Here is a 16,644-nt window from a genome sequence, read left to right as displayed (position 1 = left end):
TTCAGCGTCCGATCGGCCCGTAACCCCGGGTTCGGCACCGGGCGCGCGCGGGGCCGGGCCGGCGCGCGCCGGGTCGGGCTCAGCCCGCGGACGTCGCGCGCACGAAGCGGACCAGCTCGTCTGCCATCGCCGGCGGCTCCCAGGAGTGGAACGCGCCCGCGACGGCGCGCACCGTGCCGTCGGACGCCGCGGCGGCGACCTTGTGGGCGGACGAGACCATCTCGGGGAACGTCGTCGTGCCGTACACCGCGAGCACGGGGACGTCGACGCTCGCGAGCGTGCCGTCCTCGATCGCGGCCGTGGCCCACACGAGCGACTCCCCGTCCGCGCGCTGGCTGCGCGCCCCGCGCGCGAGCTGCTCGAAGTCGGGGGACTGCCGCATGCCGTCGAGCCACTCGGGCGGCATGTCCTTCATGTACTGCTCGGTGGCGCCGACGTAGTCCTCTGCGTCGAGCCGGCGCACGAACTCGTCGATCCACTCCTTGGTCGCCGCGGCGTCGTCGCCGAGCGGCGCCTCCCACAGCACGAGACCGGTGACCGGGAGGCCCGCGTGCGCGGCGGCGAGCGCGATCGAGCACCCAGACGAGTGCCCGCACAGCACCGCGCCGCGCCCCGTCCCGCCGTCCGCGACGGCGATCGCCGCGGCGACGGCGGACAGCTCGCGCTCGAGGTCGAGGACGCCGTCGGCCGTGCTCTCCCCGCGCCCCAGGCGGTCGAAGACGACGGTCGTCACGCCGTGCTCCGCGACGCGCTCTGCCGTCCCGGTCGTCACCGGGTCGATCGCGCGGAACGGTCCGGCCCCCGCGACGAACACGAGGCCCGGTCCCTCGCCGTGGCGGTCGTAGGCGACGGTGTCGCCCCTGCTGGTGGTGACGTGCTCGGTCATCGTTGCTCCCTCGGGTGCGGTGTGTCGGGCTCGACGGACGGGCCGCCGCTGGGGTGGACCGCCGTCGCGGGCCGGACTCATCGCCCGCCGCACGGTGCCGAACCTGGGGTTACCGGTCGTCTCGGCGCCCAGGTGGCCCACAACCCGGGGTTCGGCACGATCCGGCCGTGCGTCTGAGCCGGGCGGGCGGAGCGTCGGTCGACGCGCGCCTCGCGTGGGTGGGCGCGATGATGCGAGGACGACCAGCCGGGGCAGCCCGGGACCTGCGAGGAGGAGCGCCCGTGGCCGCACCCGATGACGACCGGATCGTGCTCGCGGGTCGGCGGGCCTGGGCGATGGTCGGGATCGTCGTGGTCGCCGCGATCGCCTACGTCGCGTTCGCGACGCTCTCGGGTCTCGTCGTGCCGCTCGCGGTCGCGGCCGTCCTCGGCGTCCTGCTCCACCCCGTCGTCGACCGGGCGCAGCGGGCCGGCGTCCCGCGCGGCGTCGGAGCGGCAGGGGTGCTGCTCGCGCTCGCGGCGGTGCTCGTCGTCGCCGTGTGGGTGACGGTCGTCGGCGTCCTGGACCAGTCGGAGGAGATCGCCGAGCGGGTCTCGACCGGTCTCGCCGAGGTCGAGGCGCGCGTGGACCTCGACCTGGCCGCGCTCCAGCTCTCGCCCGAGCAGGTGGCGGGCGGCACCTCCGACGCGCTCGGCGGTATCGCGGGCCTGTTCGGGAGCGTGTTCTCGAGCCTCGCCGCGTTCGTCGTCGGGACGCTCGTCGCGGTGTTCTTCCTGTTCTACGTGCTGGCCGACTGGCCCGCGATCGCGAGCGGCGTCGCGCGGCGCACGCGCATCGGGCGCACGGCGGGCGGGGTGGTCGTCGAGGAGGCGACGACGACGCTCGCCCGGTACTTCGGCGCGCTCACCGCCTCGAGCGCGCTGACGGCCGTGCTCATCGGCGTCGCGGCGCTCGTGCTCGACGTCCCGCTCGCGGCGTCGATCGCGCTCGTGACCTTCGTGACGTCGTACATCCCCTACATCGGCGCGATCTTCTCCGGCGCGTTCGCCGTCCTCATCGCGCTCGGCGCGCAGGGCCCGGGGACGGCTCTGGGGCTGCTCGCCGTCGTGCTGCTCGTACAGAGCGTCGTGCAGACCATCGTGCTCACCAAGCTCTCGAGCGACCGCCTGCGGCTGCACCCGATCGCCAACCTCGCCTCGACGATCGTCGGCGCCGGGCTCGCCGGCCTGCTGGGGGCCATGCTCTCCGCGCCGCTCACGGTGATCGTGCGCGACGCCGTCCGGCACGCCGGGCGGTCGGGCTCCGGTGCGGAGGCGCCGGGGGACGAACCGGACCGCGCGGAGGGGGCCGGCGAGGCAGCGGGCACCCCGGCCCCCTAGGCTCAGGGCATGGACACCGAGGAACGCCTGGCCGTCTTCATCGACTACGAGAACCTCGCGCTCGGCGCGCGCGAGCACCTGGGCGGCATGACGTTCGACTTCGGGCCGATCGCCGACGCCCTCGCGGTGCGCGGCCGCGTCGTCGTCCGGCGGGCCTACGCGGACTGGTCGTACTTCGACGAGGACCGGCGCTCGCTGACCCGCCACCAGGTCGAGCTCATCGAGATGCCGCAGCGCATGGGCGCGTCGCGCAAGAACGCGGCCGACATCAAGATGGTCGTCGACGCGATCGAGATGGCGTTCGAGCGCGACTACATCTCGACGTTCGTCATGTGCACGGGCGACAGCGACTTCTCTCCGCTCGTCCACAAGCTCCGCGAGCTCAACAAGCGGGTCATCGGGGTGGGGGTCGAGAAGTCGACGTCGCGCCTCCTGCCGCCCGCGTGCGACGAGTTCCTCTTCTACGACCGCCTCGAGGGTGTCGACGTCCCCGACGAGCCGGCACCGCGCAGCGTGCGGTCGCGCGCCGGTGCCGACAAGGCCGCGGCGACCGGCACCGGGAACGGTGGCAAGGCGCGCCGCGGAGGCCGCGCGACGACGCGGCGGAAGTCGACCGAGACGGCGGACGCGACCGGCGCGGCGACCGAGATCGCGGAGCCCGCGGCCGACACCCCCGGGGCGGCGCTCGCGGAGCTCGGCGAGGCGGTCGGCCGGGCCGCGCGTCGCGGCGAGCCCGTGACGACGCGTGCGGACGAGGTCGACGGCGAGGAGACCCCGCTCGCCGGGGCGGGGACGCCGTCGGGCGCCACGGTCACGGCCACGGGGGCGGCCGCCGAGCCGGCGGACGACGTCGACGACGACGCGCCCGCGGGCGAGGACGTCCCGATGGAGGTGCGCGTCGCGCAGACCCTCGCGGACCTGGAGGCGTCCACGAGCGGCGCGGTCACCGCCTCGGTGCTCAAGCGGACGCTGCTGCGCAAGGACCCGACGTTCAGCGAGGCGGACTACGGGTTCCGGACGTTCGGCGAGTTCCTGCGGTTCCTCGCGGACCGCGGCTTCGTCGAGCTGGCTCCGGGGCCGGCGACCGGCGACCCCGAGGTCTCGCTGCCCGCGCAGGGCGGCACCGACCAGACCTTCGCGCTCCTGCGCTCGGTCGTGCAGGAGGAGGGCGGCTCGGCGGCCCTGTCCGGCCTGAAGAACGCGATCCGCAAGAAGCGGCCCGAGTTCAGCGAGAAGGCGCTCGGGTACCGCGGCTTCCTCCAGTTCTGCAAGGCGGCGCAGGCCGCCGGCGCCGTCGACCTCGCGTGGGACGACGACGCCGACGACTACCTGGTGACCGCCCCCTGAGAGCCGCTCAGCGCCTGACGAACCCGAGCAGCGCCGCGTTGACCTCGGCGGCGTGCGTCCACAGGAGACCGTGGGGCGCGCCGTCGACCTCGACGTACTCGGCGTCGGGCAGGAGCGTGCGGAAGCGGCGGCCCGTCGCGTCGATCGGGAGGATGGCGTCCTGCGTCCCGTGCAGGATGAGCGTCGGCTTCCCGGACGCCCGGACCGCCTCGACGTCGGCGCGGAAGTCCTCGATCCACGTCGGCACGACGGCGTACGCCGCGACGGGCGCCGCGCCGACGGCGGTGAGCCAGCTCGCCCGGACGGCCTCCTCGCTGATGCGCGAGCCGAGGTTCTCGTCGAGGTCGTAGAAGTTCTTGAAGAACTGCGTGAACCACGCGAACCGGTCCTGGCGCGCGGCGTCGGCGATGCCGTCGAACACGGACTGCGGCACGCCCTCGGGGTTGTCGCCGCGCTGGACGAGGAACGGCTGGAGCGACGCGAGGAACGCGAGCTTCGCGACGCGCTCGTGCCCGTGGTTCTTCACGTACCGGGCGAGCTCGCCGGTGCCCATCGAGAAGCCGACGAGGACGACGTCGCGCAGGTCGAGCGTCTCGAGGACGGTGTTCAGGTCTGCGGCGAACGTGTCGTAGTCGTAGCCGCTGCCGACCTTGCTGGACGCGCCGAACCCGCGGCGGTCGTAGGCGATGACGCGGTAGCCGGCCGCGAGCAGCTCGCGCGTCTGGCGCTCCCAGCTGTGCCCGTCGAGCGGGTAGCCGTGGATGAGGACGACCGGCTGCCCGGCGCCCTGGTCCTCGTAGTACAGCTCGACGTCGGTGGAGTTCTCCTGCCCGACGGTGACGTACCCCATGGTCGTGCTCCCTTTCGTGGCGGCATGAGGACGGATGTCCTCCCAGTCGCTACACAAGAGAACGTCGGCGCTCCACGCAAGGGGAGCGCCGGCCCACGACACCGCCCGACGCGGTGGGAGCGATCCCACGACACGCCGAGAGAGCGCTCGCTCGACGGCGGCCCAGCGCGTAGGTTCGCGCACGGAGGGTCGACCGACGGCCCCCGCCTCGGCCCACCGTCGCGCCGTGAGCACGTCACGCACCGAGGCGCGACGCAGGCGGCACCGCCGCCGGATCTGGAGGATCGATGGACCTCGCACGTCAACCTTCCCACCAGCCCGCCCTCCCGCCGGGCACTCGCCCACGAAGAGGCGGGGCCCGTCGTCGGACGGCCATGGGCCGAGCGGGCTCGCGCCGGCTCGTGGCCGCCGCACTCACGGTGGTCACGGTGAGCGCCGCAGCGCTCGTGGTGACCGCGCCCGCGGCGTCGGCCGCGCCGGGCGACGTCGTTTGGTCGGACGAGTTCGACGGCGCTGCGGGCTCGGCGCCGAACCCGGGCGTCTGGAACCTCGAGACCGGCGCGCACGGCTGGGGCAACGCCGAGCTGCAGAACTACACGACGTCGCGCGCGAACTCGGCGCTCGACGGTCAGGGCAACCTCGTCATCACCGCGCGCCGGGAGTCCGACGGGTCGTACACGTCCGCGCGCCTGACGACCCAGGGCAAGTACCAGCCGCAGTACGGGCGCGTCGAGGCGCGCATCCAGATCCCGCGCGGTCAGGGCATCTGGCCGGCGTTCTGGATGCTCGGCGGGAACCTGCCGGGGGTGGGCTGGCCGACGTCGGGCGAGATCGACATCATGGAGAACGTCGGTTTCGAGCCGCACCGCGTGCACGGCACGGTGCACGGACCGGGCTACTCCGGCGGCTCGGCGATCTCGGGCACGTACCAGCACCCGCAGGGCTGGGCGTTCGCGGACACGTTCCACACGTACGCGGTCGACTGGAAGCCGGGCGAGATCACGTGGTTCGTGGACGGGCAGCAGTTCCACCGGGTGACGCGCGCGAGCGTGGGTGCGAACGCGTGGGTGTTCGACCAGCCGTTCTTCGTCATCCTCAACGTCGCTGTCGGGGGTCAGTGGCCGGGCTACCCCGACGGGACGACGCAGCTCCCCCAGCAGATGAAGGTCGACTACGTGCGCGTCTACGACAACGGCTCCGGCTCGCCGAACCCGGGCGGCGGGCTGCCCACCGGGACCGGCACGATACGGATCGCCAACGGGTACTGCCTCGACATTCCCTGGGCGCAGACGCACGACGGCAACCGCGTGCAGATCGTCCCGTGCAACGGCAACGCGGCGCAGTCGTGGACCCGCGGGAGCGACGGGACGATCAGGGCGCTCGGCAAGTGCCTCGACGTGAGCGGCGGCGGCACGGCGAACGGGACGGCGGTCCAGCTCTGGACCTGCAACGGCTCGGGCGCGCAGAGGTGGTCGTACGACGCGGGCGCTCGCACGCTCCGCAACCCGCAGGCGGGGAAGTGCCTCGACGCCGAGGGCGGCACCCCGCTCCGCGAGGGTCAGCGCTTCGTGGTCTGGGACTGCCACGGCGCCCCGAACCAGCAGTGGTCGTTCTGAGCCTTCGCCGGTAGCCGAGCGATGCGTCCGTGCGCGAGCGATGCGTCCAGGGACGCAGCACTCGCGCGCGGACGCATCACTCGGCGGAGCGCACGTCGGGTCCCTGGGCGTCCGGGGCCGCCGTCGGCTCGGGGTCACGGGGGCCGAGGCGACTCGCGACCATCGGCAGCACGATCACGGACAGCACGCCCGCCCCGACGAGCGCCGCCCCGACGCGCGAGGTCATCGCGCCCTCCCCGACGGCGATCTCGGTGAGCGCGACGAGCAGCGGCAACGCCGTGGCCGAGTAGAGCGCGGTCTGCACGCGCTCGGTCCGCGGCAGCTCGCGGCGGAACCACAGGAGGACCGGTCCGCCGCGGATGACCAGCATGAGCGCGAGGAACAGGATCGGGAGGAGCGGCGACGCGACGATCGAGTCGACGTCGAGCCCCATGCCCGAGCTCACGAAGAACACGGGGACGAACACGCCCCACGCGACGATGTCGAGCTTCTTCTCGAGGCTCTCGACGTCACCCGGTGCCCAGCGGCGCAGGACCATGCCTCCGACGAACGCCCCGAGCACCGCGTCGAAACCCATCGCCGCCGCGACGGAGAGCAGGGCGACGAGGAGGAGGACCGTCAGCCGCACCGTGCTCTGCCCGGTGCCGTGCTCGGACGCGAGCAGGAGCCGGCCGCCGCCGGCGATGTGGAACCGGCTCGGCAGCGCCGAGAGCCCGATGGCGGCCACGGCGAACAGCACGAGCAGCGTCGCCGCGACGCCCGTCTCGCGCGTCCCGAGGAGGAGGGCCATCGCGACGATCGGGCCTAGCTCGCCGACCGCCCCGACCACGAGCACGGTGCGGCCCAGTCGTGAGCCCAGCTGACCGCTGTCGCGCAGGATGGGCAGCACGATGCCGAGCGCGGTCGTGGTGAGCGCGATCGCACCCGCGGCGACGGTGTGCACCGAGTCGCGCTCGACGAGCGCCACGACGACGACCGCGCCGACGACGAGGGACGTCAGCCACGCCGCCCCCGCGCGGCGCCCGCTGCGCTCGCGCAGGACGCTCGGCTCCAGCTCGTAGCCCGCGAGCAGGAAGAGGAAGCCCATCCCGAGGTCGGACAGGAGGGTGACGTCGGCGGGGTCCGCGAGGTCGAGCAGCGCCGGACCGATGAGCACGCCACCGAGGAGCAGGAGCACGACCTGGGGCAGACGCGAGCGCGCGGGCATCAGCCCCGCGAGCAACGGCGCGAGCAGAGCGACGACGAACACCGGGACGAGCGGGGCGTAGACGTTCACGGGCGTGCTCCCCGGGTGGTCGGCGGACGGCGGGACTCAGCATGCCGCAGGCGGCGCACCGGCGCGCGGCGGCGGCCCCGGCGCACCTCGCCCGGTGCGTGCGAGGTCGTGCCGACGGCGCACGCACCGGTTGACGGTCCGTCCCGCCCCGGCCTACGGTCGCCGCAGCCGTGGTTCTCGCGGCACCTGGATCGGCAGACAGGACCACTGAGCCGGCGCACTGTGGCGCCGAGGCGCTCGGTGACGCACGAGCCACCAGGAGGCACCATGACCAGGACGTGGATCCGCAACCCGCTCGGCGTCTTCACCGCCGACGACGCCCAGGACGCGCCCGACGCGGGCGGTGGGGTCGTCGTCGAGGACGGGGTGATCGCCGAGGTGGTCGCCGCGGGCGCGCAGCCGACGACGCCCGTCGACGAGACGTTCGACGCGTCGCAGCACGTGCTCACGCCGGGGCTGATCAACACGCACCACCACTTCTACCAGACGCTCACGCGCGCCTGGGGGCCGGTCGCCGACGCCCCGCTCTTCCCGTGGCTGCAGCGCCTCTACCCGGTGTGGGCGCGCCTCACGCCGCGCGACCACGAGCTCGCGACGACCGTCGCGCTCGCCGAGCTGCTGCTCTCTGGCTGCACGACGGCGGCCGACCACCACTACGTGTTCCCCGCCGGCCTCGACGACGCGATCGACATCCAGGTCGGCGCCGTGAAGCGGCTCGGGATGCGCGCGACGCTCACGCGCGGGTCCATGACCCTCGGCCAGGACGACGGCGGCCTGCCGCCCCAGTCGGTCGTGCAGAGCCTCGACGTGATCCTCGAGGACTCGCGCCGGCTCGTGGAGACCTACCACGAACGCGGTGCCGGAGCGCGGGTCCAGATCGCGCTCGCGCCGTGCTCGCCCTTCTCCGTGACGACCGAGGCGATGCGCGAGAGCGCGGCGCTCGCGGAGGCCCTCGACGTCCGCCTCCACACCCACCTCGCCGAGACCATCGACGAGGAGGACTTCTGCCGCGAGCGCTTCGGGCTGCGGACCGTCGACTACCTCGAGTCCGTCGGCTGGCTCACGGACCGCGCGTGGCTCGGCCACGGCATCCACTTCGACGACGACGAGGTGCGCCGCCTCGGGGCCGCGGGGACCGGCGTCGCGCACTGCCCGACGTCGAACATGCGCCTCGCGTCCGGCATCGCCCGGGCCGTGGAGCTCGAGGACGCGGGTGCGCCCGTCGGCCTCGGCGTCGACGGGTCCGCGTCGAACGACGCCTCGACGATGATCCTCGAGGCCCGCCAGGCGCTCTACCTGCAGCGCCTCAAGTACGGCGCCGACATCCCCGTGACGCGCGCGCTCGGCTGGGGCACGCGCGGTTCCGCGCGCGTCCTGGGCCGCGACGACGTCGGCGTGCTCGCCGTCGGCAAGCAGGCCGACCTCGCGCTGTGGCGCCTCGACGAGCTCCGCTTCTCCGGCTCCCACGACCCGGTCGCCGCGCTCCTCCTGTGCGGCGCGGACCGCGCGGACCGGGTCATGGTGGGCGGCGAGTGGCGCGTCGTCGACGGCGCGATCCCGGACCTCGACCTCGGCGCCCTCGCCGCCGAGCACTCCGCGGCCGCCCGCCGCCTCGTGACGGGCTGAGCCCGCGGCGCCGGGGAGTTGTCAGCGCCTGGGCGCGCCATACGTCGTCGAGACGCTGACAACGTGTCGCGCCGGGGAGTTGTCAGCGCCTGGGCGCGCCATACGTCGTCGAGACGCTGACAACTCGGGAGGCGATCCAGAGCGTCGGCGCTGGCCACGCGTGAGTTGCCCCGACGGACTTGACACACGTCACATTAGGGCTTCGAATGGTGGAAGTACTTTTCCGCTGAGCGGAACGATAGCTGACGAGGAGGTCCGCTATGAACGCGCGAGCCACGAGGGTCACGGACGACGCCGAACGTCGTCCGGTTCGCCCCGAGGACGAGCGGCTGCCCCTCGGGGCGACGTTCGGGTACGGGTTCCAGCACGTGCTCACGATGTACGGCGGCATCATCGCCCCGCCGCTCATCGTGGGGTCTGCCGCCGGACTGACGGGGGCCGAGATCGGGACGCTCGTCGCGGCGTCGCTGTTCATGGGCGGCCTCGCGACGATCCTGCAGACGGTCGGCATCCCGTTCTTCGGGTCGCAGCTGCCGCTGGTGCAGGGCGTGTCGTTCGCGGGCGTGTCGACGATGGTCGCGATCGTCAACGGCGGGGGCGGGATCCCGGGGGTGCTGGGCGCGGTGATCGTGGCGTCCGCGGTCGGGCTGCTCATCACGCCGTTCTTCGCGCAGATCATCCGGTTCTTCCCGCCCGTGGTCACGGGCGTCGTCATCACGACGATCGGGCTCACCCTCATGCCCGTCGCCGCGAACTGGGCGATGGGCGGCAACGCCGAGGCCACCGACTACGGGTCGGTGAGCAACATCGGGCTCGCGGCGCTGACGTTCGCGATCGTCATCCTGCTGTCGAAGGTGGGCAGCGGCACGATCTCGCGCCTCTCGATCCTCCTCGCGATCGTGATCGGCACGCTCGTCGCGCTCGCGCTCGGCATGGCCGACTTCTCGGGCGTGGGCGAGGGTCGTGTCGCCGCGTTCCCGTCGTTCCTCGGCTTCGGCGCCCCGACGTTCGAGATCGCCGCGATCGTCTCCATGCTCATCGTCATCCTCGTGACCCTCACCGAGACGACGGCGGACATCATCGCGGTGGGCGAGATCGTCGACACCAAGGTCGACCGCAAGCGCATCGCGAACGGCCTGCGCGCCGACATGGCCTCGTCGGTCGTCTCGCCGTTCTTCGGCTCCTTCACGCAGTCGGCGTTCGCGCAGAACGTCGGGCTCGTCGCCATCACGGGCGTGAAGTCTCGATTCGTCGTCGCCGCGGGCGGTGCCATCCTCGTGATCCTCGGTCTGCTGCCAGTCCTGGGCCGCGTCGTGGCCGCCGTCCCGACGCCGGTCCTCGGTGGCGCGGGCGTCGTCCTGTTCGGCTCGGTCGCGGCGTCGGGCATCCGCACGCTGGCCAAGGTCGACTACTCCAACTCGATGAACCTCATCATCGTCGCGGCGTCGATCTCGTTCGGCATGATCCCCATCGCCAAGCCGGATTTCTACGACCAGTTCCCCACGTGGTTCGGCATCATCTTCCACTCGGGCATCAGCTCGGCGGCGATCATGGCGATCCTGCTCAACATCCTGTTCAACCACATCAAGGCCGGTACGCCACCGGACCCGTCGGTGTTCGCCGAGGGTGCGGAGCGCGGCGCGAGCTCGGTCGACGACGAGGACCTCGACGACCTCGCGGACGACGGCGTGCTCAACGGGTCGACGCGCCGACCGGTCGCGGACGCCGACCGCGGGGCCGACGGCGCGCCACAGCCCGCCGGCGACGACCCGCTGGCAGGCGCGCGACCCCAGGACGGCACCGCACGACCCGACGACGGCACCGCACGGGCCGAGAGCGCCGTGCGACCCGACGACGGCGCGCAGCCCGGCCGGCCGCCGTCGGCCGTCTCGCAGGTACCCGGGGACCTGGCTCCCGCCCCGAAGACCACGAAGCCGTAACGGCTCGGGACCGGTCGCGGCACAGCGTCGTGCCCGCCCGACCCGTGCCTGGGCAGGTCACCTGCCCAGGCGCGGGGCGTCGTCGTCGGGACGTGGAGCCTTCGTCCGAGCGGCGCCCTGGCCGTGGCGCAGCGGCGTCCACCCGAAGGGAACCGGGCCGCTGATCGCGGCCCGCTCACGTCGGCTCGGCGGGACCAGCCCTGCGCAGCGTGGACGTCTGGGCATGCCTACCCGAGGGCTACGACACCCTCGCACTCCATGCGCGCGCCGTTGAACACGACGTGGCCTACGTGCCGGGCGCGCCCTTCCACGTCGAAGCACCCGGCGCCGAGCGCACCATGCGGCTGTCGTTCGTCACCCACACCATCGAGGAGATCGGAGAAGGCGCACGGCGCCTGGGGAAGGTGCTGAGCTGAGCTCGCCGAGGACCAGCAGCACGGACGGCGGCTTCAGCCTCCAGCAGCGCCGCGCACACCCAGACGGATTCAGCATCACCCTGCCGCTGATCCTGGCGACGCTCGGCGGCCTCTGAACCGTCGAGGGCGTCGGCGCTAGCCGCCCGGAGGGGCCGAAGCCCGCCCTGGGGCCGAGCGGTCGTCGCCGGGCGTGGCAGCCGGCACGTCGTCCTTCGCCCCCGCCGTCGCGTCGACCGGCACCGCCGGCTCGCGCCCGGGGAGGTACACGGACGCCTCGGGCTCGGGGTGCTGACGGCCGCGGACGACGATGATCGCGACGCCCACCGCCACGGCGAGCAGCGCGCCCCAGATGTTCGCGGGCAGGCCGAGCGGGGTGACGCTCGTGGGGTCGATCCGCAGCGCCTCGAGCCACACCCGGGCGGACCCGTACCAGACGAGGTAGACGCCGAACGCCCGGCCCCACCGCAGCGCGAAGCGCCTCTCGAGCAGGAGGATCACCGCGATCCCCAGGGCGTTCCACAGCATCTCGTACAGGAACAGCGGGTGGAACAGCGTGTCCGCGGGCAGCCCGTCCGGGAAGGCAGGGTTGTCCGCCGGGATCTCGAGGCCCCACGGCAGCGTGGTGGGCGCGCCGAACAGCTCGTTGTTGAACCAGTTGCCGAGGCGGCCGACCGCCTGCGCCAGGAGCATCGCGGGGGCGAGCGCGTCGGCGAACGACCAGAACCGGATGCCGGAGCGCCGGCACCCGATGTAGGCACCCACCGCCCCACCCAGGAGCGACCCCAGGATCGCGATGCCGCCCTCCCAGACGTACAGCACGCGCAACGGGTCCTGGCCGGCGCCGAAGTAGTCGCCGTAGTGCGTGAGCACGTGGTAGATCCGGGCGCCCACGATCCCGAAGGGCACCGCCCACATCGCGATGTCGACGACGGCGCCCGGGTGGCCGCCGCGCGCGGTGAGGCGTCGTGACGTGAGCCAGACGGCGCCGACGATCCCCGCGAGGAGGCACAGCGCGTAGACGTGGAGGGTCAGCGGGCCCAGGCTCACGGAAGCCCAGGAGAGGTCGGGGCTCGGGATTCCGAGGCGCATGCGGGGCTCCTGGGTGTCGGCTGCCCGCGACCTTATCCCACCCGTCCGGGGCGTCGGCGTGCACGGGCGTGCGCCGGCGACGGTGCACAATGAACGGATGACCTATCGCGTCCTCAGGCTCATCCTGTCGCTGCTCGCCTACGTGCTGCTGCGGCCGCAGGTGACGGGACGCAACAACATCCCCCGCAACGGCGCGGTGATCCTCGCGAGCAACCACCTGTCGTTCATCGACTCGCTCCTCATCCCGATCGTCGCTCCGCGACACGTGACGTTCCTGGCCAAGGCCGAGTACTTCGAGGGCCGCGGGCTCAAGGGCCGCCTCTCGCGGTGGTTCTTCACGACGATCGGCATGATCCCCGTGCAGCGCGACGACCCCCGCGCCGGGCAGCGCTCGCTCGAGGACGCGCTCGAGGTGCTCCAGCGCGGTGGCGCGTTCGGCATCTACCCCGAGGGCACACGCTCGCGCGACGGCAAGCTGCACCAGGGCCGTACGGGCGTCGCGTGGCTCGCGCTCGCGGGGCACGCGCCCGTCGTGCCGGTCGCGGTGCGCGGCACGGACAAGGTGCAGCCGATCGGCACGCGGATCCCGCGCCTGCACCGCGTCGAGGTCCACTTCGGCAAGCCCATCGACCCGCAGCGGCAGATCACGGCGGGCACCAAGCCCGCGCAGGCTCGTCGCGAGCTCACGGACGAGGTCATGGCGTCGATCCACCGCATGAGCGGCCAGGACCTCGCGGCCTGACCGCCCGTGCGGCGATGACGGGGACGGCCCGTCCGGGCCGACCCGTCGCTCAGTCCCGGTCGATGCGGCCGGGCAGCTCCCACCACGCGTCGTGAACGGCTGCCTCGGCTGCTGGTTCGATCGTCTCCCATGCCTCCGCGATCAGCCCGTCGTCCAGCCGCCAGACGTCGACGACCGCGATCTCCGGCCCGTCGTCGGGAAGCCGGCGACGAGAGTGCATCACGACGTGATCACCCTCCGCGAGCACGTGGTCGACCTCGAGCTGCATCCCCGCCAGGCGCGGCCACGCGGCGCGTACCGCAGCGAGCCACTCGGCCTTGGTCGACGGGGGCGAGCCCGGCCTGTGGTGGACGAAGTCGTCGCCGAGCGCCGGGGCGAGGGCGTCGACGTCGCCGGTCGTGACCAGCTGCGCCAGCGCGCGCTGGACGATGGCCTTGTTGTCCGTCGTCGTGTTCGTCGTCATGGTGGCATCGTCTCCGCCGCGATGAGGGCTGTCGATGAAATCCGACTTCATGGCGCCCGTGCCGCAGGCGAGTTAGTGTCGCGATCGTGCCCACCGTCGGAGAGCTGTTGCGGGAGTGGCGGCAGCGCCGCCGGGTCAGCCAGCTCGACCTCGCGATCGCGGCCGACGTCTCCGCCCGTCACGTGAGCCTGGTCGAGACCGGCAGGTCCAACCCGAGCGCGGCCATGGTCCTGCGGCTCGCGGCCCAGCTGGACGTGCCGTTGCGGGACCGCAACCGTCTCCTTCTCGCGGCCGGCTTCGCGCCCCGGTACCCCGAGCGCGACCTCGAGGGCGACGCGCTGTCGACGGCACGGGCCGCCGTCGGGCGGGTGCTCCGCGCGCACGAACCGTACCCGGCGGTGGTCTTCGATCGCCGATGGAACATCCTGATGACGAACCGCGCGGTCGACGAGCTCTTCGTCGACGTCGCTCCCGAGCTCCTCGCGCCGCCGGTCAACATGGTGCGGTTGGGCCTGGACCCACGCGGCCTCGCGCCGTCGATCGTCAACCTGGCCGAGGTGCGCGCCGTCTTCCGGGCGAGGATCGGACGTCAGCTCCTCGACGCTCCCGACCCCGCGCTCGCGTCGCTCTACGACGAGTTCCTCGCGACGGGTCCCGAGGACCCGACGACACCGCCGGTCGAACCGGACGTCGTCGTCCCGATGGTCGTTCGCGTCGGCGACCAGGAGCTTCGACTGTTCTCGACCATGACGACGTTCAGCACCCCGCTGGACGTCACGCTGGCGGAGGTGTGGATGGAGTCCTACTACCCGGTGGACGCGGCGACCGCCGCCTACTTCACGGACTCACCCGCGTCCGGGTGACGGTACCCGGACGCTCGCACCGAACCCGGCCAGGTGCTCAGCGCCCCGCACGGGCTGCTCGCCGGCTCACCCTGGAAGGGGAGGCGCCCGCGACGGGCCGCGGGAACACTGGTGCCATGACGCCCGACGACGCCCGTTCGCCGCACGCGCTCGGGTGGCGCCGCGCCCTCGCGCCGCTGCGCAGCGCGTCGACCGTCCGGGCGGCCGTGTTCCTCGTCATCGGGGGCGTCGTCGCGGGCGCGTACGTCACCCTGGTCGCCGGGTTCGTGCAGATGTTCGCCTCGGCGCAGACTCCGAAGGTCGCGACGCTCGTCCTCGCCGTCGTCTCGGCGGTGATCGTCTGCATGCCGCCGTTCCTCGTGCCGGTGCGCACCCTCGAGATCGCGGCCGCGCGCACGTTCCTCGACGCCGACGTGCCGCTCCCCGGCGCGCACGCCGGGGACCCGACCCCCGCCACCCGCTGGCGGGCGGCGGCCTGGTACGGGCTGCACCTCACCCTCGGCGCCGCGGTCCTCGTCGCGGTGCTCTTCGGCGTGCCCGTCGCCACCCAGCTCGTGCTCTCGGCGACCGGGATCGAGCCGCTGCTCCTCACGGACTGGCGCCCGTGGGAGGCGTTGCCGACGTGGGCGTGGGGCGTGACGGCGGTGGTCGTGCTGCTCGTCCTGCCGTACGTCGTCGCGCTCGCCCGCCTCGTGCTGCGGCAGGCCGCCTGGCCGCTGCTCGGCCCCGACCAGTCCGAGCGGATCGCCGAGCTCGAGGCCGCCGCCGACCGCGTGGCCGAGCGCGGCCGCCTCGCGCGCGAGCTGCACGACTCCGTGGGCCACGCGCTCACCATCACCACCCTCCAGGCCGCCGCCGCGGCGCGCCTCCTCGACACCGACCCCGTCGCCGCTCGCCGCGCGCTCGCCGCGATCGAGGACACCGGCCGCGCAGCGATGGCCGACCTCGACCACGTGCTCGGGCTGCTCCGCGCCGACCCCGGTGCTCCGCCGTCGGCCCCGGTGCCGCGCCACCCGGCGCGCACGCTCGACGACCTCGACGTCCTGCTCGACGACGCGCGCCGCGCGGGTGCGGACGTCCGGCGCGCGCGGCGTCCTGAGGGCGTCGCCCTCGCCACGGTCCCGCGAGCGCCCTCGCAGGAGGCGTTCCGCGTCGTGCAAGAGGCGCTCACCAACGCGCTGCGGCACGCGCCCGGCGCGCCCGTGTCCGTCGAGGTGACCGTGGACGTCGCCACCGAGGAGCCCGGGGTCCTGCGCGTCGAGGTGCGCAACCCGCTCGGGCCGGGTCTGCGTCGTCGGCCCGACGACGGCGAGCGCGCCACGGCGCCGCCGACCGGCGGCCGCGGCATCGCGGGCATGCGCGAGCGTGCGCGCCTGCTGCGCGGCGAGGTCGCCGCGGGTCCCACGCCCGACGGCGGCACGTGGGTCGTGCGCGCGACGTTCCCGCTGGCAGGATCGAGCGCATGACGGAAGTACGGGACGAACCGATCCGGGTCGTGCTCGTCGACGACGAGCCGCTCGTGCGCGCGGGGCTGCGGGTCATCCTCGACGCGGAGCCGGACCTCGAGGTCGTCGGCGAGGCGGGCGACGGGGCGGAGGTGCCGGGCGTGGTCGCGCGCGCACGCCCCGACGTCGTGCTCATGGACGTGCGCATGCCGCGCGTCGACGGCATCGCGGCCACGCGCGCGCTGCTCGCGCGCGAGCCCGCGCCGCGCGTGCTCGTCGTGACGACGTTCGAGAACGACGACCACGTGCTCGACGCGCTGCGCGCGGGCGCGCACGGGTTCCTGCTCAAGCGCGCGCGGCCGGAGGAGGTCGCGCAGGCCGTGCGTGTCGTCGCGCGCGGCGAGTCGCTGCTGTTCCCCGACGCCGTGCGGCGCCTCGCGACCGCCCGCCCCCCGTCCGGTGACGAGCTGCGCGACGCCCGCCTCACCGAGCGCGAGGGCGAGGTGCTGCGCCTCGTCGCGGCCGGGCTCTCGAACGCGGAGATCGCGGCCGAGCTGTACCTCGGCGTCGAGACCGTGCGCACGCACGTCGGCAACCTGCTCGCCAAGCTCGGCGTGCGCGACCGGACCCAGGCCGTCGTGCGGGCGTACGAGTCGGGGTTCGTCCGCGCGGGCTGACGACGCCCGTGGGGTGCAGGGGTGGCGGC

15 protein-coding genes are annotated in these 16,644 nt (G+C 73.7%); 10 read left to right on the top strand and 5 right to left on the bottom strand.

What is annotated here, in order from left to right:
* Positions 1–79 precede the first annotated feature (79 nt).
* A complete protein-coding gene (locus AC4H2H_RS01010) occupies positions 80–886 on the bottom strand; it encodes an alpha/beta fold hydrolase (RefSeq protein ID WP_494368950.1) in 807 nt (268 codons plus the stop codon).
* A gap of 281 nt (positions 887–1,167) precedes the next feature.
* Between AC4H2H_RS01010 and AC4H2H_RS01005 the strand changes: the two genes are divergently transcribed.
* Together AC4H2H_RS01005 and AC4H2H_RS01000 are read left to right on the top strand one after the other, a co-directional pair.
* Positions 1,168–2,265, top strand: a complete 1,098-nt coding sequence (locus AC4H2H_RS01005; RefSeq protein ID WP_494368949.1) for an AI-2E family transporter — start codon at positions 1,168–1,170, stop codon at positions 2,263–2,265.
* A gap of 9 nt (positions 2,266–2,274) precedes the next feature.
* Positions 2,275–3,612 (top strand): NYN domain-containing protein, encoded by a 1,338-nt coding sequence (locus tag AC4H2H_RS01000; protein WP_494368948.1) that lies wholly within the window; start codon positions 2,275–2,277, stop codon positions 3,610–3,612.
* A 7-nt stretch (positions 3,613–3,619) separates the two neighbouring features.
* Here AC4H2H_RS01000 and AC4H2H_RS00995 read toward each other — a convergent pair whose 3' ends face one another.
* Positions 3,620–4,462, bottom strand: a complete 843-nt coding sequence (locus AC4H2H_RS00995) for an alpha/beta fold hydrolase (protein WP_494368947.1) — start codon at positions 4,460–4,462, stop codon at positions 3,620–3,622.
* A gap of 428 nt (positions 4,463–4,890) precedes the next feature.
* Here AC4H2H_RS00995 and AC4H2H_RS00990 point away from each other — a divergent pair, with 428 nt between their 5' ends.
* Positions 4,891–6,078: a ricin-type beta-trefoil lectin domain protein gene (locus tag AC4H2H_RS00990; RefSeq protein WP_494368946.1), complete on the top strand. Its 1,188-nt coding sequence runs from the start codon at positions 4,891–4,893 to the stop codon at positions 6,076–6,078.
* Positions 6,079–6,154: 76 nt separating this feature from the next.
* Here AC4H2H_RS00990 and AC4H2H_RS00985 read toward each other — a convergent pair whose 3' ends face one another.
* Entirely contained in the window at positions 6,155–7,354 is a 1,200-nt protein-coding gene (locus AC4H2H_RS00985) for a cation:proton antiporter (RefSeq protein WP_494368945.1), read from the bottom strand.
* Positions 7,355–7,621: 267 nt separating this feature from the next.
* Between AC4H2H_RS00985 and AC4H2H_RS00980 the strand changes: the two genes are divergently transcribed.
* From AC4H2H_RS00980 to AC4H2H_RS00970, 3 genes are all read left to right on the top strand, one after another.
* Positions 7,622–8,980 carry an 8-oxoguanine deaminase gene (locus tag AC4H2H_RS00980; RefSeq protein ID WP_494368944.1) on the top strand — a complete coding sequence of 453 codons (1,359 nt, stop codon included), beginning with the start codon at positions 7,622–7,624 and terminating at the stop codon, positions 8,978–8,980.
* A 260-nt stretch (positions 8,981–9,240) separates the two neighbouring features.
* Positions 9,241–10,920, top strand: a complete 1,680-nt coding sequence (locus AC4H2H_RS00975) for a nucleobase:cation symporter-2 family protein (protein WP_494368943.1) — start codon at positions 9,241–9,243, stop codon at positions 10,918–10,920.
* A 209-nt stretch (positions 10,921–11,129) separates the two neighbouring features.
* Positions 11,130–11,336, top strand: a complete 207-nt coding sequence (locus AC4H2H_RS00970) for a hypothetical protein (protein WP_494368942.1) — start codon at positions 11,130–11,132, stop codon at positions 11,334–11,336.
* Positions 11,337–11,471: 135 nt separating this feature from the next.
* Here the strand turns inward: AC4H2H_RS00970 and lgt are convergent, their stop codons facing one another.
* Entirely contained in the window at positions 11,472–12,425 is a 954-nt protein-coding gene (gene lgt, locus AC4H2H_RS00965) for a prolipoprotein diacylglyceryl transferase (protein ID WP_494368941.1), read from the bottom strand.
* Positions 12,426–12,522: 97 nt separating this feature from the next.
* Between lgt and AC4H2H_RS00960 the strand changes: the two genes are divergently transcribed.
* Positions 12,523–13,167: a lysophospholipid acyltransferase family protein gene (locus AC4H2H_RS00960; protein WP_494368940.1), complete on the top strand. Its 645-nt coding sequence runs from the start codon at positions 12,523–12,525 to the stop codon at positions 13,165–13,167.
* Positions 13,168–13,216: 49 nt separating this feature from the next.
* On the opposite strand, the gene AC4H2H_RS00955 is transcribed toward AC4H2H_RS00960, so the two are convergent.
* Positions 13,217–13,630, bottom strand: coding sequence for a nuclear transport factor 2 family protein (locus AC4H2H_RS00955; protein WP_494368939.1), 414 nt, complete (start codon positions 13,628–13,630; stop codon positions 13,217–13,219).
* An 86-nt stretch (positions 13,631–13,716) separates the two neighbouring features.
* Here AC4H2H_RS00955 and AC4H2H_RS00950 point away from each other — a divergent pair, with 86 nt between their 5' ends.
* From AC4H2H_RS00950 to AC4H2H_RS00940, 3 genes are all read left to right on the top strand, one after another.
* On the top strand, positions 13,717–14,493 hold the full coding sequence (locus AC4H2H_RS00950) for a helix-turn-helix domain-containing protein (protein ID WP_494368938.1): 777 nt from the start codon (positions 13,717–13,719) through the stop codon (positions 14,491–14,493).
* Between the two features lie 116 nt (positions 14,494–14,609).
* Entirely contained in the window at positions 14,610–15,959 is a 1,350-nt protein-coding gene (locus tag AC4H2H_RS00945) for a sensor histidine kinase (RefSeq protein WP_494368937.1), read from the top strand.
* On the top strand, positions 15,956–16,615 hold the full coding sequence (locus AC4H2H_RS00940) for a response regulator (protein WP_494368936.1): 660 nt from the start codon (positions 15,956–15,958) through the stop codon (positions 16,613–16,615). The genes AC4H2H_RS00945 and AC4H2H_RS00940 overlap by 4 nt, the downstream gene beginning before the upstream one ends.
* The last annotated feature ends 29 nt before the right edge of the window (positions 16,616–16,644 follow it).

Source organism: Cellulosimicrobium sp. BMG9.22 (genome assembly GCF_059159975.1).
Note: the sequence above shows the minus strand (reverse complement) of the source record. Positions and strands in the feature narration are given on the sequence as shown.